A 24,024-nucleotide genomic window follows, 5' to 3' on the forward strand; every position below is an offset into this window, starting at 1 on the left:
TCGGACGTGACGTAGATGATGGAATCTTTGCTTCCCCCTGCGCGTTGTACATCTGTACGGTTCTTTGCCCGACCGGAACAGCCGGAAGGGAGAGGAGGCAGACATGCGCAGGAAGAAGAACTATGTGGAGTTCGAGGACGACCACGGGATCACCCGCAAGTACTTCCACCACAGCAACGGTGGAGGGCTGGTGGAATCTTCCGCCGTGGTCGACCCGACGGCCTTCGTCGACGCCTCCGCCTACGTCGATCCGGGTGCCCGCGTGCACCACGGTGCACACATCGCCCGAGGCGCATGGATCGATCAGGGTGCGGTGATCGGCCCGGCGGCCCGCGTGGGCGAGCACGCGCACGTCGGACCGGGTGCGGTCGTCGCCGGTCGCGCCGTGGTCGGTGCGCGCGCCAACATCGGTGCCAAGGCCCGTATCGCCGACAGCGCCCGGTTGCTGGCCGACGACGTCGTGGCGGAAGGCGCCACCGTCGAGGAGGACCGGCACATCCGCGCCGCCTGAGCCCGCTCTAGGCTGGCTCGGTGACCAGGATCGTCGCCGGGACCGTGGGTGGGCGCACGCTTGAGGTGCCACGCCGTGGGACCCGGCCCACCTCCGAACGCGTCCGCGAAGCTCTCTTCTCCAGGCTCGAGCACCTCGGTGTCGTCTCCGGCGCCGAGGTGCTCGACCTGTATGCGGGGTCAGGTGCGCTCGGCCTCGAGGCCGCCAGTCGCGGCGCAGCCCACGTCACCCTCGTCGAATCGGCTCGCCCTGCCGCGGCCCTGGTGCGGCGTAACGCCGCCGCCCTCGGCCTGGCCGTCGAGGTGGTCACCGGCAAGGTCGAGACCTACCTGGACGGCGCGGCGCCTCGGCCGGCCGACCTGGCCCTGCTCGACCCGCCATACGATCTCGGTGATGAGCGCCTCGCGACGGCGCTGGATCTGTTGGCCGCACGCTGGCTGACTCCCGACGCCGTCGTGGTCGTGGAGCGCTCCCGGCGTAGCCCGGAGCCCGGCTGGCCGGCCGGTCTGTCCCGGTTCGACGAGCGCCGGTACGGCGAGACCCGCGTCTGGTTCGCCGAACCGGCGTGACGCCGGGGACGCCGGCGGCGCCCGTGGAGCACGAGATGCGCCGCGTGCCGCGTGGCGGCGCCGACTTCGACGCGCGGGCGGCTACCGTGAGGCACCGTGAGGCCCAGCATCCGAGCCGCCGGCCCCCGGGGACAGCGATGACGCTCGCCGTCTGCCCGGGGTCGTTCGACCCTGTCACGCTCGGTCACGTCGACGTCGTGCGCAGAGCCCGCATGATCTTCGACGAGGTCGTCGTCGCCGTCGCGAACAACCCCGCCAAGACCTACCGGTTCGGGCCGGCACAGCGGGCGGACCTTGCCCGGGACGCCGTCGCCGACCTGGACGGCGTCCGCGTCGACGTCGTCGACGGGCTGCTGGCCGACTACTGCGACGACGTCGGTGCCACCGCCGTCGTCAAAGGCATCCGGGGCCCCGCCGATCTCGATGCGGAACACGCCATGGCGCTGATGAACCGGCACCTGGCCGGTGTGGAGACCGTGTTCGTGCTGGGGGACCCCACCCTCGCGCACGTGGCCTCCTCGCTCGTCAAGGACGTCGCCCGCAACGGTGGCGACCTCACGGGTCTGGTGACCCCCGCCGTCGCCGGCGCGCTCGGCGACGCTGACCAAGGAGAAGACCGATGACCGCAACCGCCCCGCGCACCCACCGCGACCCCGACGTTGCCGCCGCGCAGCATGCCGAGGACGGCGCGTCGCTGATCTCGATCCTCGACGAGCTCACCGAACTCGTCACGCAGGCCCGCGCGATGCCGATGTCGGCCTCCGCACTCGTGAACCGGGCCGAGGCCCTCGATCTGCTCGACGCCGCCCGCGCGGTCGTGCCTCGTGAGATCCAGACGGCCGACGACATCGTCTCCGACGCCGACGCCATGGTTGAACGGGCGCGGCAGCGTGCCGAGAAGATCGTCGAGGAGGCGCGCGCCGAGGCCGAGCGGCTGACCTCCCAGGAGCACGTCGTCGAGCTGGCCAACGAACGTGCCGGCCAGATCGTGGCCGAGGCGGAGGCACGGGCCGCGAAGCTTGCGTCCGACGCGAACGACTACTGCGACCGCAAGCTCGCGCAGTTCGAGATCGACCTCGGCTCGGTCGCCGCACAGGTCAAGGCCGGCCGCGAGGCGCTGGCGGCGCGGGCGGACCGGGACAATCGCGAGCGCGAGGACGCCGACCAGCCCGCGCAGGAGTAGCGGCACGTCGGAAGCAGGATATGCCGGTGCTCAGCGCACGCTCGCCAACCACCGGGAGAGCTCGGCCGCCAGGACCGCCGGCGCGTCGAGCTGGATGAGATGCCCGGAGTCCTCGACAAGGCCGAGCGTGGCGCCCGGGACGGCGGACGCGAGGCGTTCGCCCTGCTCAGCCGGGATCCATGTGTCCTCGCGTCCCCAGACGACGCGCACGGGGGCGTCGATCCGGTCGAGCCGGTCGGCGAACTCGTCCGTGTACCGCTGATCGGCCTCGGCCATCTGACGGTAGAACGCCGCCTGCCCGGGCCCCGTCAGCCACGGCGCGCACAGCATCTCCAGCTCCTCGGGACGCAGGCCGCGGTGGCTCGCCCCGGCGATGTACCCGCGGACCACCGACCGGTGGATGGGGGCGGGCAGAGCCGCGAACACCTCGGCGTGCTGGCGCACCAACCGGAAGAACTCCGACCCCCACGGCGCCAGTGCCACCACGTCCACCAGGAACATCGACGCCATCGGCCGCCCGTGCAGCAGATGGGCACGCAGCGCAACGGCCCCGCCGTAGTCGTGCGCCACGACGTGGGGTCGCTGCAGATCCCACGTCGCCAGCATGTGGGCGAGCAACTCACCTTGGAGTCCCAGGTCCACGGCGTGGGCCGGATCCATCGAGGAGGCGCCGTACCCCGGCATGTCCCACAGGTAGACCGTGTGGTCCGCGCTCAATGCCCGCGCGATCGGCGCCCACAGCGCGGACGACCACGGGGTTCCGTGACACAGCACCACAGGTGGACCCGAACCGAGGCGGCCCCAAGCGATCCGCCGGCCACGCCAACTCAGTCGTTGATCGAGCATGCCGCCATGGTGCCGTGTCCCACCCACACGGCGCGCCGGCCTGGCACCCCGGTCAGGTCTGATGCCCCGTCAGATCGCCGGTCGGCCGCGTCGGCGCCGCGATGTCGCCGAACGATGCAGGAGACCACGTTCCCGGCAGACACCCGGTGCTATGTAGCATCGATTCCCGGCCCAGTCCGGCCGCAACACCGACCCGCGCGCCACGCGCGGCAGAAGGAGTGTCATGGACGCCCGCTCGCCGCTCGTCGTCAACACACACGAGCTCGGCCGCCGTCCCGGAGCCTCGCGCGCCCTCGAGCGCACCGTGCCGGCCCCCGCCGACCTCGGTACCGAGGTCATCGCCGTGCCCGAAGGCTCCGACATCGAACTCGACCTGCGGTTGGACTCGGTGCTCGACGGCGTCTTCGTCAGCGGGACCGCCCGGGCACGTACCCACGGTGAGTGCGTGCGTTGCCTGCAGGAGCTGCACGGCGAGGTGGAGGCCGAGATGTCCGAGTTGTACTACTACCCGGATACCCGCGCGACCCTGATCGAGGAGGGTGACGAGGAGGCTGAGGAGCTGCCCGTCGTCGAGGACGAGCACCTGGACCTCGAACCCGTGCTGCGCGATGCCGTGGTGCCCGCCCTGCCCTTCCAGCCGCTGTGCCGGCCCGACTGCCCCGGCCTGTGCGCCGGATGCGGTCAGCGGTGGGACGAGCTCGAACCGGACCACCACCACGAGCAGCTCGACCCTCGCTGGGCGGCCCTGACCGCACTGCTCGAGGACGATCAGACGCCGGACGAGGAGGAGGGCCGTTGAGCCGCCGGCGTGGCAGGAACGGGGTGGCGGATCAGCCGGCACGCACCGACGTCGAGACCCTCACCGAGGCGCTCGGCACCGCCATCGACCCCGAGCTGCTGGTCCTGGCGCTGACTCACCGGTCGTTCGCGCACGAAGCCGGCGGCATCCCCACGAACGAGCGCCTCGAGTTCCTCGGCGACTCCGTCCTGGGAATCATCGTCACCGAGCACCTCTACCGGACCCATCCCGCGGAGGCGGAGGGGGACCTCGCCCGGATGCGCGCGGCGACCGTCAGCCAGAAAGCGCTCGCCTCGGTGGCCCGCACGATCGGGTTGGGGGAGTACATCCTCCTCGGCCGCGGCGAGCTGGTGACCGGGGGACGGGAAAAGGACTCGATCCTGTCCGACACCGTCGAGGCACTCATCGGCGCGATCTACCTCTGCCACGGACTCGAGCACACCCGCGGGGTGGTCCAGCGGCTCGTCGGGTCCCTGCTGGACCGGGCGGCAGATCTAGGCGCCGGCCTGGACTGGAAGACGTCCCTGCAGGAGCTCGCGGCCGAACGCGGGCTCGGCGCACCCACGTACGTGGTCACCGGCGAGGGGCCAGACCACGCCCGCACCTTCACGGCGACCGTGGTGCTCGACGACGTCGAACGCGGGCGGGGGACCGGGACGTCCAAGAAGGTGGCCGAGCAGAACGCCGCGGAGGACACCTACACCTGGCTCGCCGCGCAGGACGTCCCCGCCGACGGCGACAACGTGCCAGACCCGTCCTGATGCCCGAGCTGCCCGAGGTCGAGACCGTCCGGGCCGGCCTGGCTCGCCGGGTGCTCGGACGTACGGTCGCCGACGTCGAGGTCGTTCACCCGCGGTCGGTGCGACGACAGGCCGGTGGCGCGCAGGAGCTCCGTGGCCGGTTGCGCGGCCGCATGTTCGGTGCCGCGGTCCGCCGTGGGAAGTACCTCTGGCTCACCGTGTCCGAGTCCGGCGAGGAGGATCCACCTGCCGAGGCGATGCTGGCCCACCTGGGGATGAGTGGCCAGCTGCTCGTCCAAGAACCGCCCGGTGCGCGCCGGCGGGTGGGCGAACTCGAGGACCTCATGCATCCGGCCCCGGTCATGGCCGTGGACGACCACGGCCCGGTCGATCTGACCGCGGCGCGGTCACCGGCCGTGACCGCGGAGAGCCCGGCGACCACCGCGCACCTGCGCGTGCGGATCACGTTCGACGACGGCGGACAACTCTGGTTCGTCGATCAACGCACCTTCGGTCACCTCATGGTCGTCGAGACGGCCCCGACCGACGACGGTGCCCCGGCCGGGCGGGGGAGCGATGCCGCGGTGCTTCCCGCTCCCGTCGCCCACATCGCCCGCGACCTGCTCGACCCGGCGCTGGACCGACCCGCGCTCGTTCGCCGTACCCGCCACCGCCGCACCGAGATCAAACGCGCGTTGCTGGACCAGTCCCTCGTCTCCGGGGTCGGGAACATCTACGCCGACGAGGCGTTGTGGCGCGCCCGGCTGCACGGCGCCCGCCGGACCGAACTGCTGCGTCCGCCTCGGCTGCGCGAGCTCTACGACGCCGCCACGGAGGTCATGCGGGACGCGCTGGCGGCCGGCGGCACCTCGTTCGACGCCCTGTACGTGGACGTCGACGGCGCCGCCGGCTATTTCGCCCGCTCCTTGAACGCGTATGGCCGGGCCGGACTGCCCTGCCGGCGTTGCGGCACGCCGATCCGGCGCGAGCAGTTCATGAACCGCGGATCGTTCTCGTGCCCGCGGTGCCAGCGGCGCCCGCCCCGGCGGTGAGCCCGGCCCGTGGTCAGGACTTGCGGTTGTACAGCATCATCGACAACGGTCCGAACACGGCCACCAGCACGGCGCAGTAGACGAGGACCACACCGACGGAACCGGCGTCGAACGTGCCGGCCATGAGTTCGCGGATCGTGCTCACGACCACGGAGACGGGGTTGACCTCGACCGCTCCTTCCAGCCAACTCGGCATGGTCTCCGGCCGCACGAAGATGTTCGAGGCGAACGTCAACGGCATGAGGATGAACATCGACACCCCCATCGCTGCCTGCTCGGTCCGCACGGCCAGCGAGACCAGCGTCCAGACCCACGAGAGGCTGAACGCGAACACGAGCAACATCACGAACGCCGCGAGCACACCCGAGATCCCGCCGTCGGGCCGGAAGCCCATGATGAAGCCGACGGCGAGGATGATGATGCCGGCGAGGATGTACCGGACCTGGTCACCGAGCAGGGCGCCGACGAGCTGGGCCGGCCGCCAGGTGGGCAGCGAGCGGAACCGGTCGAAGATGCCCTTGGACACGTCCCGGTTCAGCGTGAGCCCGGTGTACATCGTCACCATGATGAGCGTCTGCGCGAAGATCCCCGGGATGAGGAACTGGACGTAGTCACCCACCGAGCCGGCGAGCGCGCCGCCGAAGATGTAGGTGAACATCACCGTCATCATGATCGGGAAGACCGTGACGTCGAAGAGCTGTTCCGGGACGTGCTTGATCTTCAGCAGCGCCCGCCAGCCGTAGGTCAACGAGGCGCTCACGGCGCCCGCGCGGGTGGGGCGGTCGCCGGGGTCGACCAGGACGTTGCGAATGCGTTCGGCCTCCGTCACCACGTCCGCGCCGGCCGGCCGCCGGGTGCGGGTACTCGTCTCGCTCATCGGGTGCTCGCCTTCTCCTCGGTGGCGGCGTCCTCAGCGCCGGCCGCACTGTCGTCGGTCCTGTCGTCGGTCTCTGCGGGGCGGCCGGTCAGGGCCAGGAACACCTCGTCGAGGCTCGGCTGACCGAGAGCGAACGTCTCCACCGCGATCTCGGCCTCCTCGAGGGCGCTGAGCGCGGCCGCGGCGTGGGCGTGCGAATCGATACGGGCGTGGATGGCGGCCGGGTCGGCGGCTGCGTCCACATCCGCACCGAGGACACGCGCGAGGATCTCGGCGGCCTCGTCTCGCCGCTCCGGGTCCGACACCCGGGCCTGCACGGTGCCGGAGCCGACCTGCGCCTTGAGCTGGCCCGGGGTGCCTTCGGCGATGACCTTGCCGTGGTCGATGACCGCGAGCCGGTTCGCGAGCTGGTCGGCCTCCTCCAGATACTGCGTGGTGAGCAGCACGGTGGTGCCGGCCGCGACCAGCGTGCGGATGATGTCCCACACCTGGTTGCGGCTGCGGGGGTCGATCCCGGTGGTCGGCTCGTCGAGGAAGATCAGCTCCGGGGTGGTCAACAACGAGCCGGCGATGTCGAGGCGGCGCCGCATGCCGCCGGAGTACTTCTTGACCTGGCGGTTCGTGGCGTCGGCCAGCCCGAACGCCTCGAGGAGCTCCGCACCGCGCCGCCGTGCCGTGGCGAAGCTGTAGCCCTGGAGCTTGCCGAGCAGGACGAGGTTCTCCAGACCGGTGAGGTCCTCGTCGAGCGAGGCGAACTGGCCGGTGAGCGCGATCTTCTCGCGCACTGCGGCCGCCTCGGTGATCACGTCGTGGCCGAGAACGCGGGCCTGACCGCCGTCGGGGCGCAGCAGCGTGGCGAGCATGCGGATCGCCGTCGTCTTGCCTGCGCCGTTCGGGCCGAGGACGCCGTAGACGCCTCCCCGCGCGATGGTGAGGTCGACGCCGTCGACCGCTTTGGTGTCGCCGAAATGTTTGACGAGGCCGGTGGCCTCGATGGCGGGTGAGGTGGACACTGAGACTCCTTGACCGGGGACGGGCTGTGCTGCTCGGTGAGGCGAGACCACGACCTCAATATACGTGAAAACTTATAGAGGCGACATGTCGTCCGCGAGCGCGACAGTCCCGCGGCACCACCGGTTCTCACAGTACGAACACCCACTGACACGCCGAAAGGATTTTCGCTCTGGGCAGGGGTCGGCACCGCTCCGGGCGCACGGCGCACGGGTGCTGCCGGTGGCGATGGTGCTGCTCGGCGTCATGACCCCAGTCTCGAAGCTCAACCAAAGTTGAGGTCAAGCCCTCGACACGTCCCGCCGAGGCCGCGCGCTCGAACCCCGGCATCCCACGCCACGGGCGCGTGCATGAGGAAGGGCTGTGAGGTCGTGCCGAGATCCAGCGTCGGGCGTCTGCTACCGGTGTCCACGGGTCCTGCTTGACTGGTGCCATGGTGGAGGAGGACGTGCCGGGCCGGCTCGAGGTCATCGCCGGGCCGATGTTCGCGGGCAAGTCGGAGGAGCTCCTGCGCCGAGTCCGCCGGGCTCAGGTCGCCGGGCGGCGCGTCGTCGTGGTCGGTCACGACCTGGACGCCCGGAGTGGTACGGGCCGGGTGGCCTCGCACTCGGGACTTCAGGCCCCGTCCCGCACCGTCGCGCACGTGCGGGACCTCGTCGACGCCGTGCCGCCGGGGACGCAACTGCTCGCGATCGATGAGGCGCAGTTCTTCGGGACAGGGCTCGTCGGGCTCGTCCAGCACCTCGCTGACGACGGGCTGACCGTTCTCGTGGCCGGATTGTCGGTGACGTTCGACGCCCGCCCGTTCTCCCCGCTCCCTGAGCTCATGGCCCTCGCCGAGGACGTCACCCGCCTGACGGCGGTCTGCGGTGTGTGCGGCCGCGACGCGGCCTACCACGTCCGTCTGCGCGGCGATGCCGCCACGGTGGGGGATGCGCGGTACCCGGTGGCCGCGCACGTCGGTGGGGCAGAGACGTACCAGGCGCGCTGCCGGCGCCACCGGGAGGAATGACGACGTGTGCGTCCCACCACGTGGACAGCGGGTCGCCGAACGGCTCCTGGCAGCTGCTGTGCGATACTGAACAAGGCTGGAGGGCAGCTCCACACCCCGCTCTCCGGTCCGACGACGACGTGACCTTGCGGTCCATCTCGCGCCACCGCGCCACCAGCGACGGTGCAGCAGCAGAGGACCGGCTCCGCGCCCGGCGCGGCGGGCCGCCCGTCGGTCGGCGCCCGGGTGCTCCGCACATCGGTCGTACACACAGGACTTCCGTCCTCGGTCCGCCGGGGACGACAACCGCCCACGGGCGCGCCGGAGGGTGTGGCGGCGGCCCGGGGCCTAGGGGAACACCCCATGGACGAACAGCACACCGAAGCGACGACGCAGAACAGTCAGGAACAGGCCGAGGCCCCCCGCGCCCGCCGTTCGCGTCGGGCCACCGCCCCGGTCACCGAACCGACGACGGCGGATCAGCCCGAGACCGGAGCGGGCACCGCTGTCGGCGGGCCGGACGGTGACGCGCTCGACGCGGTCGCCGAGAAGGCGGCCGAAGCGGCGGCCGTGGACGCGCCGGCGAGGACGACCTCGCGTCGCCGAACCGCGAAGTCGGCCTCCGGTCGAAGCGGCGCCAAGACAACCCGCAAGGCCGGGAGCGGCGCGGCGCAGCCCGGGCAGGACATGCCCGCGCAAGAGCCGCAGGGTGAGGAGCCGGCTGAGGAGCGCCAGGACGGCGAGGGCGAGGGGACGCAGACCACCCCGACCAAACCCACCCGCGCGCGGGCGCCCCGGAAGCGTGCCGCCAAGAAGACGTCGGCCCCCGTAGGCGACGAGGAACCGGCAGCTTCCGGCGAGGCCGGCACGATCGCCGAGGCAGGGGGCGTCGAGCCCGCGTCGAGCGAGCCCGCCCAGGCCGAGCCCGCCCAGGCCGAGGTCGCGGAGATCGAGGCTACCCACCCTGCTCCGGGTGCCGTGATCGACGAGTCCGAGGAGACCACTCGGCCCGCCGCGAACGACGGGGCCGGCGAGCCGGCAACGGACCAGGTGGAGCAGGTCGACGCGACCGACGCCCCCGTCACCGAGGCGCCACCGGCCGGCCGCAGCCGTCGGAGGGCTCCGAAGGAGCGCGCGCGTGAGCAGGAGCTCGACGTCCTCGCCGAGCTCGGTCTGAGCCAGCCCGAGGACGACGACGCGGCCGCCGGGTCCGAGGGGCCGGACGAGTCCGACGCCGCTGGCGCCGCCGAGCCCGACACGGGGACCGAGCAGGTCGATGAGCCTCGTTTGCCTGCCGCCGCGCTGCTCTTCCAGGCGCCTGATCCGAGTTCCCGCCCACGCCGTCGTCGTGCCCAGGCGACCGCCGGCGAGCCCACGGGGCAAGACCGTGACGCGGACGAGGCCGGTGAGCCCGAGGACGAGGCGACCGGCCAGGGCGAGGACCGTTCCGGCGAGGAGGAGTCCGGCGGCGAGGGCGCTGGCGGCGGGCGCCGCCGGCGCCGCCGCGGAGGGCGCGGCCGCCGCAACCGTGGTTCGGGCGGGGACGCCGACGACAACCGTGGTGACGGTGACGATTCCGCCGAGGGGGGCCGGGAGCGCTCGGACTCCGACAAGGACGGCCGGGACCGCAAGGACAGCCCGGACAGCAAGAGCGAGAAGGACGCGACCGAGACCGCGGGACGGTCGGCGGACGACCGGCGCGACAAGGGCGCCGGTGACGAGGCTCAGGAGAGCGGTTCGGACGAGGCCGATGGCGCGGACAGCCGTGACGACGGCGACGAGAGCTCCTCGAGCTCGCGCCGGCGCCGCCGTCGGCGTCGCTCGCGCAACGGCGACGGCGACGGACGCCGCGACGAGGTCACGGCACTGAAGGGCTCGACCCGCCTGGAGGCCAAGCGTCAGCGCCGCCGCGAAGGTCGGGAGGCCGGCCGGCGCCGCACCACCTTGTCCGAGGCCGAGTTCCTGGCGCGCCGCGAGTCGGTCGAGCGCAAGATGATCGTCCGCGAGAAGGACGGGCTGAACCAGATCGCCGTCCTCGAGGACGACATCCTCGTCGAGCACTACGTCGCCCGGCACACGCAGACCTCGATGGTCGGCAACGTCTACCTGGGGAGGGTGCAGAACGTCCTGCCGTCGATGGAGGCCGCCTTCGTCGACCTCGGCAAGGGGCGCAACGCCGTCCTCTACGCCGGCGAGGTCAACTGGGACGCCGCCGGCATGGAGGGCCAGCCGCGGCGTATCGAGCAGGCCTTGAAGTCGGGTGACACGGTCCTGGTCCAGGTGACCAAGGACCCGATCGGGCACAAGGGCGCCCGGCTGACCGCCCAGATCACCCTGGCCGGCCGTCACCTGGTGCTGGTGCCCTCCGGCGGGATGACCGGAATCTCCCGCAAGCTCCCGGACAACGAGCGGTCCCGGCTGAAGAAGCTCCTCAAGGAGATCGTGCCCGAGGGGGCGGGCGTCATCGTGCGGACCGCCGCCGAAGGTGCCACCGAGGAGCAGCTGCGGGCCGACGTCGAGCGGCTGACCAAGCAGTGGGCGGACATCGACGCCAAGGCCAAGAACGCCAAGTCGGCCCCGACGCTGCTCAAGGGCGAGCCAGAGCTCGCCGTGCGCGTGGTCCGGGACGTGTTCAACGAGGACTTCCAGTCTCTCGTCGTCGCGGGCGACACCGCCTGGAAGACCATCTCGACGTACGTGCGTGACCTCTCGCCCGAGCTCGCCGACCGGATGCACCACTGGACGGCGACGGGCGATGTCTTCGCCGAGCACCGTGTGGACGAGCAGCTCGCCAAGGCGATGGACCGCAAGGTCTGGCTGCCCTCCGGTGGCTCGCTCATCATCGAGCGGACCGAGGCGATGACGGTCATCGACGTCAACACCGGCAAGTTCACCGGCTCCGGCGGCACGCTGGAGGAGACGGTGACGAAGAACAACCTCGAGGCCGCCGAGGAGATCGTCCGCCAGCTCCGGCTGCGCGACATCGGCGGCATCATCGTCATCGACTTCATCGACATGGTCCTCGAGTCCAACCGCGACCTGGTGTTGCGCCGGCTCCTCGAGTGCCTGGGGCGTGACCGCACCAGGCACCAGGTGGCCGAGGTGACCTCGCTCGGTCTCGTGCAGATGACCCGCAAGCGGGTCGGCCAAGGGCTCATCGAGGCGTTCTCCACCCCCTGCGAGCACTGTGGTGGTCGCGGCTTCGTCATCCACGACCACCCCGTCGAGAAGTCCGGCAGCAGCGGATCGGACGACGGCGGAGGGCGTCGCCGCGGTCGGCGCGGCAGCACCCCGCAGCACACCTCGCCCGCCTCGCCGCCCGAGGCGCCCGCCGAGGACCCGGGGGCCGCCAAGGCCCGCGAGGAGGTCAAGGCCACACTCGCCACGATCGCCGCCGCCGCGGCGAGCGCGCACGAGCACGACACCAAGTCCGCCGACGAGTCCGCGGACGCCGACCGGAACGTCTCCACACAGGATCCGCACGAGCCACGCACGCCCGCTGCGGAGCCGGTCTCCGACCCCGCCGAGCCCGCCACGCCCGAGGACCCGCCGGCCACCGGAGTGGTCGGCGCACCGGCCGGGGGGTCCGTCGTCGTCCCGAGTGACGCCCAGGAGGCCGCCGAGACCGCGGACCGCAAGCCCGCGGCCGAGCCCCGCCGGCGGCCGCGCCGCAGCCGGCGGGCCGTTTCCTCCGGTGTGGTGACCCCGGGCGAGACGAGCATCATCACCATCGATCCGGCGCAGGAGTCCGGTTCGGGCTCCGACTGACCTCGCCCGGGAGCCTCGCGCAGAAGGAGAGACGATGACCACCACCCGCTCGAGACGCGCTGCTGGCCTCGGCGTGCTGGCCGGAGCCGCTCTCGCCCTCGCTGCCTGCACCCCGGGCTCGAACACCGCCGGGGACGACGGCGGCGAGACCTCCGGCGAACCGACCGACGTCCGGACGGACATCTCCGACGTCGGCGACGTCACCCTCACCGTGTGGGACCAGGAGGTCCGCGGCGGTCAGAACGAGCAGATCGAGCGGCTCAACGAGGCCTTCATGGAGGCCTACCCCAACGTCGAGATCCAGCGCGAGACGCAGTCGACGGACGACCTCAACGCCACGCTGCGCCTTGCGCTCACCGGCGAGGACGCTCCGGACGTCACGCAGGTCAACAATTCGCGCTCCCAGATGGGCCAATACGTCGGCGCCGGACAGCTGCTGCCGCTGGACGACTACGCCGAGGCCTACGGCTGGCACGACCGGTTCGGTGACTCGGTCCTGCAGAACAGCAGCTACAGCCCCGACGGCGTCACCTTCGGCGAGGGGTCGGTCTACGGCCTGCCGCAGGTGGGTGAGGTCGTCGGGGTCTACTACAACCGCGACAAGCTGGACGAGCTCGGGCTCGAGGTCCCGCAGACCTGGTCGGAGTTCGTCGACCAGCTTCCCGCGATCGCCGACCGGGGCGAGACCCCGCTGATGCTCGGCAACCTGGACCAGTGGCCCGCCCTCCACGTCTTCGGCCCGGTGCAGGGCGCATACGTCGATCCCGCGGAGATCCGGGATCTCGGGTTCGGAAACGCGGGCGCCACCTGGACCGACGACGCGAACCTCCAGGCCGCCGCCACCGTCCAGGAGTGGGCCGAGGAAGGGTACTTCGGTGACGGGTTCAACGGCGCCGACTACGACGCCGTCTGGCAGTCCTTCACCGAGGGCGAGGGGGTCTACCTCATGGCCGGGTCGTGGCTCGCTGCCGACATCCATGCCGCCATGGGGGAGACCGCCGGATTCTTCGCGCCCCCACCGACCGAGGAAGGCGCCGGACCGGTGACTACCGGCGGGACGGGGCTGCCCTTCGCGGTCACCTCGCAGGCGGAACATCCGGACGTCGCCGCGGCCTACATCGACTTCCTCACCGACGCGGACGCCATGGAAGTCATCGCGGAGACCGGCAACATGCCGGTGGTCGAGACCAGCGAGCACGAGGCGCCGGACAGCCTCAACGCCGAGGTCTACGAGGCCTACGACCGGACCATCACCGACGGAGCCCTGCTGCCCTATCTCGACTGGGCGACCCCCACGATGGGCGAGACCCTCGGGCAGGGACTGCAGTCCCTGCTGGCCGGCGAGATGTCCCCGGAGGAGTTCACCCAGGCGGCCGAGGCCGACTACTCGGAGTTCGTGGAATCCAACCAGTGAGCCGGCCGCGCCCCCAGGACGTGCGCCGGCGGCGCAGCATGTACGGCGCCACACCGTACTGGTTCCTGCTGCCGGCGTTCGTGGTCTACGCCGCCTTCCTGCTCTACCCGCTGGGCCGGGCGGTGCAGATCTCGCTGTACGAGTGGGACGGCCTGTCCCTGGCGACCTTCGTAGGTCTGGCGAACTACGCGGACGTCCTCACCGACGCCGCGTTGCGCGCCGCGTTCGGGCACGCGCTGGTGCTCATCGTCTTCTTTGCCGTGCTGCCGCTCGGCATCGGGCTGGTGCTCGCCGCCCTGCTGATGCGGGCACGGGTGCGTGGCCTGGCCTTCTTCCGCACCGTCGTCTTCCTGCCGCAGGTCATCGCCATGGTGGTCGTCGCGGTCGCGTGGCGGCAGATCTACGCCCCGGACGGCCTCCTCAACACCGCCCTGCGCGCCGTCGGCCTGGACGCGCTCACCCGGACCTGGCTCGGGGACTTCACCCTGACCCTGCCCGCCGTCGGCCTCATCGGCACCTGGGTGTGCACCGGGTTGGTGACCGTGCTGCTCATGGCCGGGATGGCGCGCATCCCGCAGGACCTCTACGAGGCGGCCACGCTCGACGGCGCGGGCCCAGTGCGCACGTTCCTGGCGATCACCGTGCCCTCGGTTCGGCCGGAGATCGTGGTCTCGCTGGTGCTGACGATCATCGCTGCCCTCAAGACCTTCGACCTGGTCTTCGTCACCACCCGCGGCGGGCCGGGCAGCACCACCACCGTACCGAGCTACGAGGTGTACCGGCGGGCCTTCGAGCTCGGGGAGGTCGGCTCGGCCGCCGCGGTCGCCGTGGTTCTGACCGCGCTGATCTTCCTGCTCAACCTCGCGGTGAACCGGATCGGGGAACGCGAGCGATGAGGGTCTCCACCGCGGAACGGGTGGCGAACTACGCCATCCTGATGATCTTCGCCGCCCTCGCTCTGACGCCCGTCGTGACCATCCTCGTCACCGCCCTCTCTCCGGAGACCCCGGCGGACGCGCAGACCGGCGGTCCCGTGCACTGGGAGAACCTCGCCCGCGCGTGGGACCAGGGGAGGTTCGGCGAGTATCTGCGCAACTCCGTCGCCGTGGCCGCCCTGGTCGTCTCCCTGGCCACCGTGCTGTCGACGATGGCCGGCTACGCGTTCGGCGCCTTCACCTTCGCCGGCTCCCAGGTGCTGTTCTATGTCTTCCTGCTCGGCATCATGGTCCCCGCGGAGGCCATCGTCGTGCCCCTGTTCTTCGATCTGCGCTACCTCGGGCTGACGGACACGATCTGGGCGATCGCGCTGCCCCAGGTGGCGCAGTCGATCGCCTTCGGAACCTTCTGGATGCGGGCCTTCTTCCGCGGCGCGAACCGGTCCCTCATCGAGGCCGCCCGCCTGGACGGCGCCGGTCACCACCGCGTGCTGTGGCAGGTCCTCGTCCCGGTGGCCCGCCCCGCCATGACCACCATGGTGCTGCTGATGTTCATGTGGACCTGGAACGAGTTCCTCATCCCGCTGGTCATGTCACCCACCGGACAGCTGCGTACCGCCCCGCTCGGCCTGGCCCTGTTCCAGGGGCAGTACACCCAGGGGACCACACTGCTGGCCGCCGGTGCGATCCTCGTCGCGCTGCCCGTGGTGGTGTTGTACCTGTTCCTGCAACGACACTTCATCAGCGGCATGCTGGCCGGCGCCGTACGCGAGTGAGCCGCTTCGCGTCGATGCCGAGAGGGCGGATCCGGTCGTCGCGCGGAACCACGTCCTCCCTCTCGGCCGCGCACTGGGGCGTGGCCGGCGTCCTGGCAGCTCTAGTCTCGTCACGGAGGGAGGGAGCACGACATGGACATCCTGCTGATCGCCGGCATGTGGCTGACCGCCCCCGTGTGGCAGGAGACCGCGGATCACCTGGCCCGGCAGGGGCATCGCGCGGTGCCGATCCGGCTGCCCGGGCAGGACGACGGCGACGTCGCCGCCACCCTGGCGGACCAGGTCGCCGCCGTGCTCGGCGAGGTCGACCGGGCCGCCCGTCCGCTCGTCGTCGGCCACTCCGCCGCCTCCGGCCTCGCCTGGCTCGTCGCGGACGCCCGCCCGGACGCGATCGCCGGCGTGGCGATGGTCGGTGGATTCCCGCCGGCCGACGGCGCCACGTACTTCGACGCCTTCCCCGCACGGGACGGTGTGGTGCCCTTCCCCGGCTGGGAGCGATTCGACGGTCCGGACACCGCCGACCTCGACAGGGCGAGCCGCACACGCCTGGAGAGCCTCACCGTGCCCGTGCCGTCCGGCGTCACTGATGCGACGGTCCGTCTGCGGGACGAGCGCCGCCACCGGGTTCCGGTCACCCTGGTCTGCCCCGAGTACTCTCCGGACGATGCCCGCAGCTGGATCGAGGCCGGCCATCTGCCCGAGCCTTCGCGGGCGGAGGACGTGCGCTACGCCGACCTCGCCACAGGCCACTGGCCGATGATCAGTGCGCCAGACCGCCTAGCCGTGGCGATCGCCGGGATCGCCGAGCGCCGCTGACCGGCGCTCGGCCCGGCGGTGCTTGACACCGCGGCGCCATGCCGACAGTCTCGGACCCGGTGGGAGCGCTCCCATCGGGCGGCACGGTCGCCGCTCACGACGCCGTGACAGGGAGAACCATGATGGCCTCGACGATGAGGCGGACCGCGCTCGCAGCTGCCGCTGCGCTCACTCTCGGTGGTGGCCTCGCCACCCCGGCCGCCGCCGCGAACGACGTCCTCGAACCGGGGGCGGAGCTGTATGTGAACCCGCACTCCACGACTCTCGAGGCGGCCCAGGACCTCGAGGGCGACGCCCGCGCCGACGCCGAGTACCTCGGCAGTTTCTCCACGGCGCACTGGCTGACCGGCGAGTCGCCGCGGAGGGCCCGGCAGGAGGCCAAGCGCGTGGTCGTGCAGGCCCACGCCGAGGGATCGGTCCCCGTGCTCGTCGCGTACAACCTGCCGTTCCGCGACTGTGCTCAGTACTCGGCGGGTGGCGCCACGTCGGTCGAGGAGTACACCGCGTGGATCGACGAGGTGGCCAAGGGGATCGGCAACAAGGACGCCGTCGTCATCCTGGAGCCGGACGGGCTGGGGATCATCCCGCACTACACGGCCTACGACGGCACGCAGGAGTGGTGCCGGCCCGAGGAGGCCGATCCCGCCACGGCCGCCGCGGAACGCTTCGAGATGCTGGGCCATGCGGTCGACGCGCTCGCCGGCCTGCCGAACACCGCCGTGTACCTCGACGGCACCCACTCCGGCTGGCTCGCGGTCGGGGACGTGACCGATCGACTGTTGCGTGCCGGCGTGGAACGGGCCGACGGGTTCTTCCTCAACGCCTCCAACTACCAGTATTCGGCGAACCTCGAGGCGTACGGCAGGTGGATCTCCTCGTGCGTGGCCCTCGTGACGCAGTCGGGCGCCGAGCCGTCGGAGTGCGGCGACCAGTTCTGGAACGGCGGTCCGGCCAGCGACTACGAGGGCGTCGAGATGACCGCGCAGCAGGAGTGGACGTCGGCGCCGTGGGGGAGCGTCCCGCACGAGCGGAACACCGTCGCGGTGGACTCGCGGTACGCCGAGCAGCTCGGCGACCTCGAGCCGGAGACCCACTTCGTCATCGACTCGAGCCGCAACGGCGTCGGTCCGTGGGACGTCCCCGAGGACTACGAGGACTGGTGCAACCCGCTCGACCGCGGCCTGGGCGTGCGGCCCACCACGCAGACCGGGAGCGACCTGCTCGACGCCTATCTCTGGATCAAGGTGCCCGGCGAGTCCGACGGTGAGTGCTACCGCGGCACGGAGGGGCCCCTCGACCCGGCGCGCGGCATCGTCGATCCACCTGCCGGCGCATGGTTCCCCGAGATGGCCGACGAGCTCATCGACAACGCCGTCCCAGCTCCGTAGAGCCGCCACCGAGTACTACGGTCGGGGTATGCGCATCGTCATCGCCGGAGGTCACGGCAAGATCGCCCGTCTGCTCACCCGCCAGCTCGCCGCTCGCGGCGACATGGTTCTCGGGATCATCCGGAACCCGGACCACGTCGAGGACCTGCAGGAGGACGGCGCGCATCCCGTCGTCCTCGACCTGGAGAGCGCCGGGGTCGACGACGTCGCGACCGTGGTCAACGGTGCCGACGCCGTCGTCTTCGCCGCCGGCGCCGGCCCGGGCAGCGGCGCCGCGCGCAAGGACACCGTCGACCGCGGTGCCGCCGTGCTGCTGGCCGACGCCGCCGAGGCCGCCGGGGTGCGGCGGTACCTCATGGTCTCGTCCATGGGGGCCGCCCAGGGCGGGGCCGGCATCGAGGACGAGGTCTTCGCCGCCTACCAGGACGCCAAGAAGGCGGCCGACGAGGACCTCATGTCCCGTGACCTGGACTGGACGATCATCCGGCCGGGCGTGCTCACCGACGACCCGGGCACCGGACGCGTGCGGATGGCCCCCGAGGTCTCCCGCGCAGAGATCCCTCGCGAGGACGTCGCGGGCGTGCTGTGCGCGGCGTTGGACGACCCGGCCAGTGCGGGTGTGGTGACCGAGGTCGTCTCCGGCGACCAGCCGGTGGCCGAGGCGCTGGCGGCGCAGCGGAGCTGATCTGCGGTTCTCACCCGCGCCGCCCGACGGCGTCTACCGGGCCGGTCCGGACTCGCGCGGCGCCCCAAGCCGCACCGGCTGGGTGGGCTGGACGATCTGGCGCGCCGGACCCGCCTCGCCGCGGATGCGCTGGACCAGCATGCGCGCCGCCGACAGGCCCATCTCCCGTGGGCGCAGCTGCAACAGCGAGACGTTGTCCACCGGTGAGGTGACGAACGGCAGGTCGCCGATGATCCCGAGTCCGAGGTCGACCTGGTCCGTGGCCGAGAGCACCCGCAAGGCACCGACCCCGACGAGATTGTTCGTCGCAAGCACCGCGTCCGGCGGGGTGGCGAGCTCCAGCAACCGGGTCATCGCATCCTCACCACCGTCGACGCGGAAGTTCACGTGCACCAGGAGGTCCTCCGGCGCGGGCAGGCCCGCCTCGGCGAGCTCCTCGCGCCATCCCTGGGCACGCGCGACCGCCGTCGGCGTGCTCTCGGGGCCGGTCACGCAGGCGATCCGGCGGAATCCGCGTTCGGCGAGGGCGCGGGTGGCGCGCCGGCCCAGCTCGAGGTTGTCGAAGGTGACCTGGTCGACGTCGTCCGGCACCGCCCGGTCCACCACGACCACGGCGCGTTCGCGTTCGGTGAGGTGCCTCAGGAGCGCCGACGGGCCCGCGGGAGCGACGATCACGCCGGCCATGTTCTCGTCGTCGGCGATGCGCAGGTAGCGCTCCTGCTTGTCCGGATCCTCGTCGGTGTTGCACAGCACCACCGACAGGCCGGCCTCCTGGGCGATGTCCTCGACGCCACGCGCGAGCGAGGTGAAGAACGGGTTCTCGATGTCTGGCAACACCAGGGCGATGACCTCGGAGTGCTGGCGCCGCAGGGAGCGTGCGGTGCGGTTGGGGGTGTAGCCCAGTTCGTCGATCGCCTTGCGGACGGCCTTCTCCAGGTCCGCGCGGACGGCCTTGCCGTTCAGCACCCGCGACACGGTCGCGGTCGAGACTCCAGCCAGCGCGGCAACGTCCACGATCCTTGCCATCTCGCCCCCTTCGCAGCGTGGCCTCACCCTAGGCCACCGGCGGCGCCCGAAGTCCCAGGCGGCGCCCGCGTCGTCCCCTCGCGCGGCGGTGGCGCCCACCCCGATTCGCGCGTGGGCCGGTGCCCGTGGGGGTGTCCCGCACAGGCGCCGACGGGCCCTATGATCGCGCACCGGCGGACACGAGCCGCGAAAGTTGACACCCCAGGGCCGGGCCCGTACGGTCGGAAATCGATTACACGATATCTGTGCCTCGCGCCGGGCGTCACCAGGACGGATGCCCCTCCCACCCGGCCCGACCCTCGTTACGAAGGACACCCATGCTGCGACCTGACATCGCCACGCTGCGCACCGTGGCCACCCGTTCCATCAGCCCGGAGAACTTCTCCGGCGAGAAGGCGGGCGGCGGCCGTGCCACCGACGGCACCGGCGCCGGCCCGGCGCGCGATCTCGGCCAGGGCTGGAAGGTCTCGCCGAGCGTCGAGATCGGCCCCGGGGAGACGTTCGACGTCGCCCGGATCGACGGACCGGGACGGATCACCCACATCTGGCTGACCACCCACACCGACCACTGGCGTTCCCTGCTGCTCCGGGCGTACTGGGACGGCGCCGCCGAGCCGGCCGTCGAGGTGCCGGTCGGTGACTTCTTCGGCCAGGGGTGGGGCTCCTTCGCCCAGCTGAGCTCCGAGACGATCGCGGTCAACCCCCACGGCGGCTTCAACAGCTACTGGCCGATGCCGTTCCGCGACCGCGCCCACCTGACCATCGAGAACCTGGGAACCGAGACGGCCGTCGTCTACTACCAGGTCAGCTACGAGGTCGGTGAGGACGCGCCCGGCGCGGACGCCGGGTACCTGCACGCGCAGTGGCGCCGCTCCAACCCGCTGCCGGGTCGCACCACCCACCCGATCCTGACCGGGGTCGAGGGCCGCGGTCAGTACGTCGGCACCTACATCGCCTGGGGCGTGAACAGCTCCGGATGGTGGGGCGAGGGCGAGATCAAGTTCTACCTCGACGGCGACGCACCGGAGGGGGCCACCGACGGACACTTCCCGACCATCTGCGGCACCGGCACCGAGGACTACTTCGGGGGCGCGTGGAACTTCGACGTCCCGGGTGAGGGCTACACGGCCTTCACGACGCCGTACCTCGGGCTGCACCAGATCCTCCGCCCGGACGGCCTGTACCGCTCCCAGCAGCGTTTCGGCATGTACCGCTGGCACGTGCCGGACCCCATCCACTTCAGCAGCGACGTCACCGTGGACATCCAGGCGCTCGGCTGGCGCTCCGGCAAGCGCTACCTGCCGCTGCACGACGACATTGCCTCGACGGCGCTGTTCTACCTCGACCGCCCGACGGCGCGGCGTCCGCAGACCCCGGACGCCGACGCCCTCGAGGTCCTCTGACCGACCGGAGCCATTCGATGACGAATCACCTCAGCCGGCGCGGCGCCCTGCGCCTGGGCGTCGCCGCGGCGGGCGGGCTCGGCGGAGCGTGGGCGCTGGGCGGATGCTCGTCCAGCAGCGCCGCCGACCGTGCGCCGATGCAGTTCTGGAACAACTACTCGCCCCAGAGCCAGGGCGACCCGAACATCGTCGCCCAGAGCGACTGGTTCCTCGACGCCACGGCCCGGTGGGCCGACGCGGGGGAGCGGCCGGTCCAGATGGTCTACATCCCCGGCTACACCGACCCGACGAACACCCGCATCACGACGGCGTTCGCCTCCGGTGACGGCCCGGACCTGTTCCTCATCTCCCCGGGCGACTTCCTGCGGTACTACAACGGCGGCGTCCTGACCGACCTCACGCCGTACATGGACCAGGCCGCGATCGATGACTACTACCCGGAGGCGCTGGCGACCCGCACGGTCGACGGCAAGGTCTACGGCCTGCCGATGGAGCAGGAGCCGCTCGCCGTCTTCTACGACATCCCGTCCTTCGAGGAGGCCGGCCTGTCCGAGGGTGACTTGCCGCAGACGTGGGACGAGATGCTCGAGATCGGCCGCCGCCTCACCGGCGGACAGCGTGCCGGGCTCGTCTTCGACACCACGCCGAGCTACTACCAGAACTTCACGTTCTACCCGTGGGTCTGGCAGGGCGGCGGGGACGTGATCGACCCCGAGTCCCAGGAGGCGATCTTCGACTCCGAGGCCGCGGTCCAGGCCCTCGCGATGTACGGGGAGGCCGTCCGGTCCGGGGCCTCGCCGCGCACGCTGCCGGCCGGTGGGGACATGGTCGGCGCCTTCACCAACGGCTACGCGGCGATGTGGCACACCGGCATCTGGCAGGTGGAAGCCATGCGGCAGAACGCCCCCGACCACCCCTACGGAGTCTTCCCGATGCCGACCCCACCGGGCGGCGAGCCGACGACGGTCCTCGGCGGATGGGCGTTCGTCGTCAACAGCCAGGGCGTCGACCCGGACGCGGCCGCCCGATTCACCGTCGAGCTCATGGGCAGCATGAGTCAGGAGTCGATCGACGCCGCCGTGCAGTGGAACGGGGTCGCGAAGGGCAACATGCCGGCCCGCCGGTCGGTGACCGAGGCGATCGGCAACACCGGTTCGTTCGAGGACCCGATCCTCCAGCAGTTCCGCGACGAGATCACGCCCACCGGACGGGGCGAGCCGCGCTACCCGCCGGTGGTCTACAAGGCGGTCTCCAACGCCATCCAGAAGACCATGCTCGCCGGCGCCGACGCGCAGCAGCAGGCCGAGATCGCCCAGAGCGCGATCGAGAGCTACCTCGAGACCTACGAAGGAGGTTCGCTCATATGAGTGCCGTCTCGGTCTCGCGTACGGCGGGCCAGTCATCGGGCGCCCGCCGGGACCAGCGCCCGGCGAACGGTAAGGCCGCGCAGGCCAGGCGGGAGCGGCGCGCCGCGTTCTGGTTCCTGCTTCCCGACACGCTCGGCCTGTTCGTCTTCGTCGCCGTCCCGATGATCCTCGCCATCGTTCTCGGCTTCTTCCGGATCGACGGGTTCGGGACCTTCGAGTTCATCGGCTTCGACAATTACGTCCGCCTGGTCGGTGACCCGCAGTTCTGGTCCAGCGTCCGGATCACGCTGCTGTACCTGGTCGGCGTCGTGCCCGCGATCTTCATCCTCGGTCTCGGCCTGGCCCTGCTGGTCCAGCAGCGACTGCCGTTCGTCGGGCTCATCCGGAGCATGCTCTTCGTCCCGTACGTCATCAGCCTCGTGGTCGTGGCGATGGTCTGGCAGTTCATGCTCGGCGAGCGCACCGGCGTGCTCAGCCGCCTGGCGGCCCTGCTCGGGATGGAGAACGTCTCCTTCCTCGGTGAGCCCAACCTCGCGCTGGCAGCCGTCGTCGTGGTGACGGTGTGGTTCCAGATGGGCTACTACATGGTCATCTTCCTCGCCGGCCTGCAGGACATCCCGGGCGAGTACTACGAGGCGGCCCGGATCGACGGTGCGGGCGCCTGGCAGCGGTTCTGGCACATCACCTTCCCGTTGCTGCGGCCGACCAGCTTCTTCGTCGTCATCACCGCGACGGTCGCCGTCATCACGGGTGGACTGGATCTCATCTTCGTCCTCACCGGCGGCGGGCCCGCGGGCGCGACGACGCTGCTCATCTTCTACGTGTACGAGCAGGCGTTCCTGTTCGGTGAGCTCGGCTACGCGGCAGCCGTCGGCTCGGTGCTGGTCCTGGTGATGCTCATCTGGTCCGGTCTGATGTTCGCCGTCACCCGGGGAGGTCGGTTCGACAATGAGTGAGACGACGACGAACGCGACCGCACGGGCCGGGTCGCCGGACGCACGGAGCTACCGCGCCAAGGGCGACAGCCTCTGGACCCGGCGCCGCGTCACCCTGGCCGTGATCGGCCTCGTCCTCGGCCTGCTGACGATCTTCCCGATCGTGTGGATGGTCTCGGGCTCGTTCAAGGCGGCGGCCGAGGTCAACAGCACCGACCTCATCCCCGCGGCACCGACGCTGGAGAACTTCCGGTACGTCTTCACCGAGGTGCCGTTCCTGCGGTACATGTTCAACAGCTTCTTCGTCTCCGCGACGATCACCGTGGTGGCGCTGTGGTTCCACTCGATGGCCGCCTACGCCCTGGCGCGGCTGAAGTTCCGGGGCCGGGAGACCCTCTTCCTGCTGATCTTCTCCACCCTGCTGGTCAGCCTGCCGGTCATCCTCATCCCGACCTTCGTCGTCGTGCGCACGCTCGGCATGGTGGACAGCTACGCGGGTCTGATCGTCCCGGCGATCTTCAACGCCTTCGGGATCTTCCTGCTGCGCCAGTTCTACGTCTCCCTGCCGGCCGAGCTGGAGGAGGCCGCGCTGGTCGACGGCGCGAGCTACTGGCGGATCTACCGCAGCGTGATCCTGCCCCTGTCCCGGCCGATCATGGCGGCGCTCGCGGTGTTCTTCTTCCTCGCGAACTGGAACTCCTTCGTCTGGCCGCTGACGATTACCTCGGACCCCGACCTGCGCGTGGTCCAGCTCGGAATCGCGACGTTCCAGCAGCAGTACGCCGCCGACTGGAACTACGTCCTCGCGGCCTCGACCGTCGCGGCGCTGCCGACCCTGCTGATCTTCTTCTTCTTCCAGAAGCAGATCGTCGAGTCCATCAAGACGGCCGGGTTCAAGTAGGACGCACGCGCGGCCGGCGGTCTCCGCCGGC

Annotated in this window: 23 protein-coding genes; 19 read left to right on the top strand and 4 right to left on the bottom strand. The window is 71.2% G+C overall.

Annotated elements, in window-relative coordinates:
• Window positions 1-103 precede the first annotated feature (103 nt).
• The 4 genes from ACFSE6_RS10330 (at window position 104) to ACFSE6_RS10345 (ending at window position 2,263) form a co-directional block, all read left to right on the top strand.
• On the top strand, window positions 104-511 hold the full coding sequence (locus ACFSE6_RS10330; RefSeq protein WP_388006118.1) for a transferase: 408 nt from the start codon (window positions 104-106) through the stop codon (window positions 509-511).
• A 20-nt stretch (window positions 512-531) separates the two neighbouring features.
• A complete protein-coding gene (rsmD, locus tag ACFSE6_RS10335; RefSeq protein ID WP_388006121.1) occupies window positions 532-1,080 on the top strand; it encodes a 16S rRNA (guanine(966)-N(2))-methyltransferase RsmD in 549 nt (182 codons plus the stop codon).
• Between the two features lie 137 nt (window positions 1,081-1,217).
• Window positions 1,218-1,703 carry a pantetheine-phosphate adenylyltransferase gene (gene coaD / locus ACFSE6_RS10340; protein WP_388006124.1) on the top strand — a complete coding sequence of 162 codons (486 nt, stop codon included), beginning with the start codon at window positions 1,218-1,220 and terminating at the stop codon, window positions 1,701-1,703.
• Complete coding sequence (locus ACFSE6_RS10345) at window positions 1,700-2,263, top strand: SPFH domain-containing protein (protein WP_388006127.1); 564 nt, start codon at window positions 1,700-1,702, stop codon at window positions 2,261-2,263. Before coaD ends, ACFSE6_RS10345 begins: the two co-directional genes overlap by 4 nt.
• Before the next feature lie 30 nt (window positions 2,264-2,293).
• Here ACFSE6_RS10345 and ACFSE6_RS10350 read toward each other — a convergent pair whose 3' ends face one another.
• On the bottom strand, window positions 2,294-3,109 hold the full coding sequence (locus ACFSE6_RS10350; protein ID WP_388006130.1) for an alpha/beta fold hydrolase: 816 nt from the start codon (window positions 3,107-3,109) through the stop codon (window positions 2,294-2,296).
• Window positions 3,110-3,332: 223 nt separating this feature from the next.
• On the opposite strand from ACFSE6_RS10350, the gene ACFSE6_RS10355 reads away from it, so the two are divergent.
• Genes ACFSE6_RS10355 through mutM form a run of 3 tightly spaced genes read left to right on the top strand, consistent with a single transcriptional unit; the run spans window position 3,333 to window position 5,700 of the window.
• Window positions 3,333-3,908, top strand: a complete 576-nt coding sequence (locus tag ACFSE6_RS10355; RefSeq protein ID WP_388006133.1) for a YceD family protein — start codon at window positions 3,333-3,335, stop codon at window positions 3,906-3,908.
• Entirely contained in the window at window positions 3,905-4,669 is a 765-nt protein-coding gene (gene rnc / locus ACFSE6_RS10360) for a ribonuclease III (protein WP_388006136.1), read from the top strand. Before ACFSE6_RS10355 ends, rnc begins: the two co-directional genes overlap by 4 nt.
• Window positions 4,669-5,700, top strand: a complete 1,032-nt coding sequence (gene mutM / locus ACFSE6_RS10365) for a bifunctional DNA-formamidopyrimidine glycosylase/DNA-(apurinic or apyrimidinic site) lyase (protein ID WP_388006139.1) — start codon at window positions 4,669-4,671, stop codon at window positions 5,698-5,700. The genes rnc and mutM overlap by 1 nt, the downstream gene beginning before the upstream one ends.
• 13 nt (window positions 5,701-5,713) lie before the next feature.
• Here the strand turns inward: mutM and ACFSE6_RS10370 are convergent, their stop codons facing one another.
• Both ACFSE6_RS10370 and ACFSE6_RS10375 read right to left on the bottom strand, forming a co-directional pair.
• Window positions 5,714-6,577 (bottom strand): ABC transporter permease, encoded by an 864-nt coding sequence (locus ACFSE6_RS10370; protein WP_388006142.1) that lies wholly within the window; start codon window positions 6,575-6,577, stop codon window positions 5,714-5,716.
• Complete coding sequence (locus ACFSE6_RS10375) at window positions 6,574-7,590, bottom strand: ATP-binding cassette domain-containing protein (RefSeq protein WP_388006145.1); 1,017 nt, start codon at window positions 7,588-7,590, stop codon at window positions 6,574-6,576. The genes ACFSE6_RS10370 and ACFSE6_RS10375 overlap by 4 nt, the downstream gene beginning before the upstream one ends.
• 431 nt (window positions 7,591-8,021) lie before the next feature.
• Here ACFSE6_RS10375 and ACFSE6_RS10380 point away from each other — a divergent pair, with 431 nt between their 5' ends.
• The 8 genes from ACFSE6_RS10380 (at window position 8,022) to ACFSE6_RS10415 (ending at window position 18,361) form a co-directional block, all read left to right on the top strand.
• Complete coding sequence (locus ACFSE6_RS10380) at window positions 8,022-8,600, top strand: thymidine kinase (protein WP_388006148.1); 579 nt, start codon at window positions 8,022-8,024, stop codon at window positions 8,598-8,600.
• A 342-nt stretch (window positions 8,601-8,942) separates the two neighbouring features.
• Window positions 8,943-12,347 carry an Rne/Rng family ribonuclease gene (locus ACFSE6_RS10385; protein ID WP_388006151.1) on the top strand — a complete coding sequence of 1,135 codons (3,405 nt, stop codon included), beginning with the start codon at window positions 8,943-8,945 and terminating at the stop codon, window positions 12,345-12,347.
• Between the two features lie 34 nt (window positions 12,348-12,381).
• The gene (locus ACFSE6_RS10390; protein ID WP_388006154.1) at window positions 12,382-13,761 is read left to right on the top strand and encodes an extracellular solute-binding protein; all 1,380 of its coding nucleotides are present in this window, start codon (window positions 12,382-12,384) and stop codon (window positions 13,759-13,761) included.
• Between the two features lie 38 nt (window positions 13,762-13,799).
• Window positions 13,800-14,657 carry a carbohydrate ABC transporter permease gene (locus tag ACFSE6_RS10395; protein ID WP_388006883.1) on the top strand — a complete coding sequence of 286 codons (858 nt, stop codon included), beginning with the start codon at window positions 13,800-13,802 and terminating at the stop codon, window positions 14,655-14,657.
• Window positions 14,654-15,472 carry a carbohydrate ABC transporter permease gene (locus tag ACFSE6_RS10400; RefSeq protein ID WP_388006157.1) on the top strand — a complete coding sequence of 273 codons (819 nt, stop codon included), beginning with the start codon at window positions 14,654-14,656 and terminating at the stop codon, window positions 15,470-15,472. Before ACFSE6_RS10395 ends, ACFSE6_RS10400 begins: the two co-directional genes overlap by 4 nt.
• A gap of 132 nt (window positions 15,473-15,604) precedes the next feature.
• The gene (locus tag ACFSE6_RS10405) at window positions 15,605-16,288 is read left to right on the top strand and encodes an alpha/beta fold hydrolase (protein WP_388006160.1); all 684 of its coding nucleotides are present in this window, start codon (window positions 15,605-15,607) and stop codon (window positions 16,286-16,288) included.
• Window positions 16,289-16,422: 134 nt separating this feature from the next.
• Window positions 16,423-17,676 carry a glycoside hydrolase family 6 protein gene (locus ACFSE6_RS10410; RefSeq protein ID WP_388006163.1) on the top strand — a complete coding sequence of 418 codons (1,254 nt, stop codon included), beginning with the start codon at window positions 16,423-16,425 and terminating at the stop codon, window positions 17,674-17,676.
• A 28-nt stretch (window positions 17,677-17,704) separates the two neighbouring features.
• Window positions 17,705-18,361, top strand: a complete 657-nt coding sequence (locus tag ACFSE6_RS10415) for an SDR family oxidoreductase (RefSeq protein ID WP_388006170.1) — start codon at window positions 17,705-17,707, stop codon at window positions 18,359-18,361.
• Window positions 18,362-18,394: 33 nt separating this feature from the next.
• On the opposite strand, the gene ACFSE6_RS10420 is transcribed toward ACFSE6_RS10415, so the two are convergent.
• Window positions 18,395-19,387 carry a LacI family DNA-binding transcriptional regulator gene (locus ACFSE6_RS10420; RefSeq protein WP_388006173.1) on the bottom strand — a complete coding sequence of 331 codons (993 nt, stop codon included), beginning with the start codon at window positions 19,385-19,387 and terminating at the stop codon, window positions 18,395-18,397.
• A gap of 317 nt (window positions 19,388-19,704) precedes the next feature.
• Here ACFSE6_RS10420 and ACFSE6_RS10425 point away from each other — a divergent pair, with 317 nt between their 5' ends.
• The 4 genes from ACFSE6_RS10425 to ACFSE6_RS10440 are packed head-to-tail and all read left to right on the top strand — an operon-like array spanning window position 19,705 to window position 23,993.
• Complete coding sequence (locus ACFSE6_RS10425) at window positions 19,705-20,790, top strand: glycoside hydrolase family 172 protein (protein WP_388006176.1); 1,086 nt, start codon at window positions 19,705-19,707, stop codon at window positions 20,788-20,790.
• 17 nt (window positions 20,791-20,807) lie between these two features.
• Window positions 20,808-22,157, top strand: a complete 1,350-nt coding sequence (locus ACFSE6_RS10430; protein WP_388006179.1) for an ABC transporter substrate-binding protein — start codon at window positions 20,808-20,810, stop codon at window positions 22,155-22,157.
• Complete coding sequence (locus ACFSE6_RS10435; protein ID WP_388006182.1) at window positions 22,154-23,113, top strand: carbohydrate ABC transporter permease; 960 nt, start codon at window positions 22,154-22,156, stop codon at window positions 23,111-23,113. The genes ACFSE6_RS10430 and ACFSE6_RS10435 overlap by 4 nt, the downstream gene beginning before the upstream one ends.
• The gene (locus ACFSE6_RS10440) at window positions 23,106-23,993 is read left to right on the top strand and encodes a carbohydrate ABC transporter permease (RefSeq protein WP_388006185.1); all 888 of its coding nucleotides are present in this window, start codon (window positions 23,106-23,108) and stop codon (window positions 23,991-23,993) included. The genes ACFSE6_RS10435 and ACFSE6_RS10440 overlap by 8 nt, the downstream gene beginning before the upstream one ends.
• Window positions 23,994-24,024 lie beyond the last annotated feature (31 nt).

Source organism: Georgenia deserti (assembly GCF_042680605.1).
Lineage (GTDB): Bacteria > Actinomycetota > Actinomycetes > Actinomycetales > Actinomycetaceae > Allobogoriella > Allobogoriella deserti.

What these genes read in the sequence shown, in the direction of transcription:
- ACFSE6_RS10330 (WP_388006118.1), top strand. Translation starts at nt 104, where the DNA reads ATGCGCAGGAAGAAGAACTATGTGGAGTTCGAGGACGACCACGGGATC.
- coaD (WP_388006124.1), top strand. Translation starts at nt 1,218, where the DNA reads ATGACGCTCGCCGTCTGCCCGGGGTCGTTCGACCCTGTCACGCTCGGT.
- ACFSE6_RS10345 (WP_388006127.1), top strand. Translation starts at nt 1,700, where the DNA reads ATGACCGCAACCGCCCCGCGCACCCACCGCGACCCCGACGTTGCCGCC.
- ACFSE6_RS10350 (WP_388006130.1), bottom strand. Translation starts at nt 3,109, where the DNA reads ATGCTCGATCAACGACTGAGTTGGCGTGGCCGGCGGATCGCTTGGGGC.
- ACFSE6_RS10355 (WP_388006133.1), top strand. Translation starts at nt 3,333, where the DNA reads ATGGACGCCCGCTCGCCGCTCGTCGTCAACACACACGAGCTCGGCCGC.
- mutM (WP_388006139.1), top strand. Translation starts at nt 4,669, where the DNA reads ATGCCCGAGCTGCCCGAGGTCGAGACCGTCCGGGCCGGCCTGGCTCGC.
- ACFSE6_RS10370 (WP_388006142.1), bottom strand. Translation starts at nt 6,577, where the DNA reads ATGAGCGAGACGAGTACCCGCACCCGGCGGCCGGCCGGCGCGGACGTG.
- ACFSE6_RS10380 (WP_388006148.1), top strand. Translation starts at nt 8,022, where the DNA reads ATGGTGGAGGAGGACGTGCCGGGCCGGCTCGAGGTCATCGCCGGGCCG.
- ACFSE6_RS10385 (WP_388006151.1), top strand. Translation starts at nt 8,943, where the DNA reads ATGGACGAACAGCACACCGAAGCGACGACGCAGAACAGTCAGGAACAG.
- ACFSE6_RS10390 (WP_388006154.1), top strand. Translation starts at nt 12,382, where the DNA reads ATGACCACCACCCGCTCGAGACGCGCTGCTGGCCTCGGCGTGCTGGCC.
- ACFSE6_RS10395 (WP_388006883.1), top strand. Translation starts at nt 13,800, where the DNA reads ATGTACGGCGCCACACCGTACTGGTTCCTGCTGCCGGCGTTCGTGGTC.
- ACFSE6_RS10400 (WP_388006157.1), top strand. Translation starts at nt 14,654, where the DNA reads ATGAGGGTCTCCACCGCGGAACGGGTGGCGAACTACGCCATCCTGATG.
- ACFSE6_RS10405 (WP_388006160.1), top strand. Translation starts at nt 15,605, where the DNA reads ATGGACATCCTGCTGATCGCCGGCATGTGGCTGACCGCCCCCGTGTGG.
- ACFSE6_RS10410 (WP_388006163.1), top strand. Translation starts at nt 16,423, where the DNA reads ATGAGGCGGACCGCGCTCGCAGCTGCCGCTGCGCTCACTCTCGGTGGT.
- ACFSE6_RS10415 (WP_388006170.1), top strand. Translation starts at nt 17,705, where the DNA reads ATGCGCATCGTCATCGCCGGAGGTCACGGCAAGATCGCCCGTCTGCTC.
- ACFSE6_RS10420 (WP_388006173.1), bottom strand. Translation starts at nt 19,387, where the DNA reads ATGGCAAGGATCGTGGACGTTGCCGCGCTGGCTGGAGTCTCGACCGCG.
- ACFSE6_RS10425 (WP_388006176.1), top strand. Translation starts at nt 19,705, where the DNA reads ATGCTGCGACCTGACATCGCCACGCTGCGCACCGTGGCCACCCGTTCC.
- ACFSE6_RS10430 (WP_388006179.1), top strand. Translation starts at nt 20,808, where the DNA reads ATGACGAATCACCTCAGCCGGCGCGGCGCCCTGCGCCTGGGCGTCGCC.
- ACFSE6_RS10435 (WP_388006182.1), top strand. Translation starts at nt 22,154, where the DNA reads ATGAGTGCCGTCTCGGTCTCGCGTACGGCGGGCCAGTCATCGGGCGCC.
- ACFSE6_RS10440 (WP_388006185.1), top strand. Translation starts at nt 23,106, where the DNA reads ATGAGTGAGACGACGACGAACGCGACCGCACGGGCCGGGTCGCCGGAC.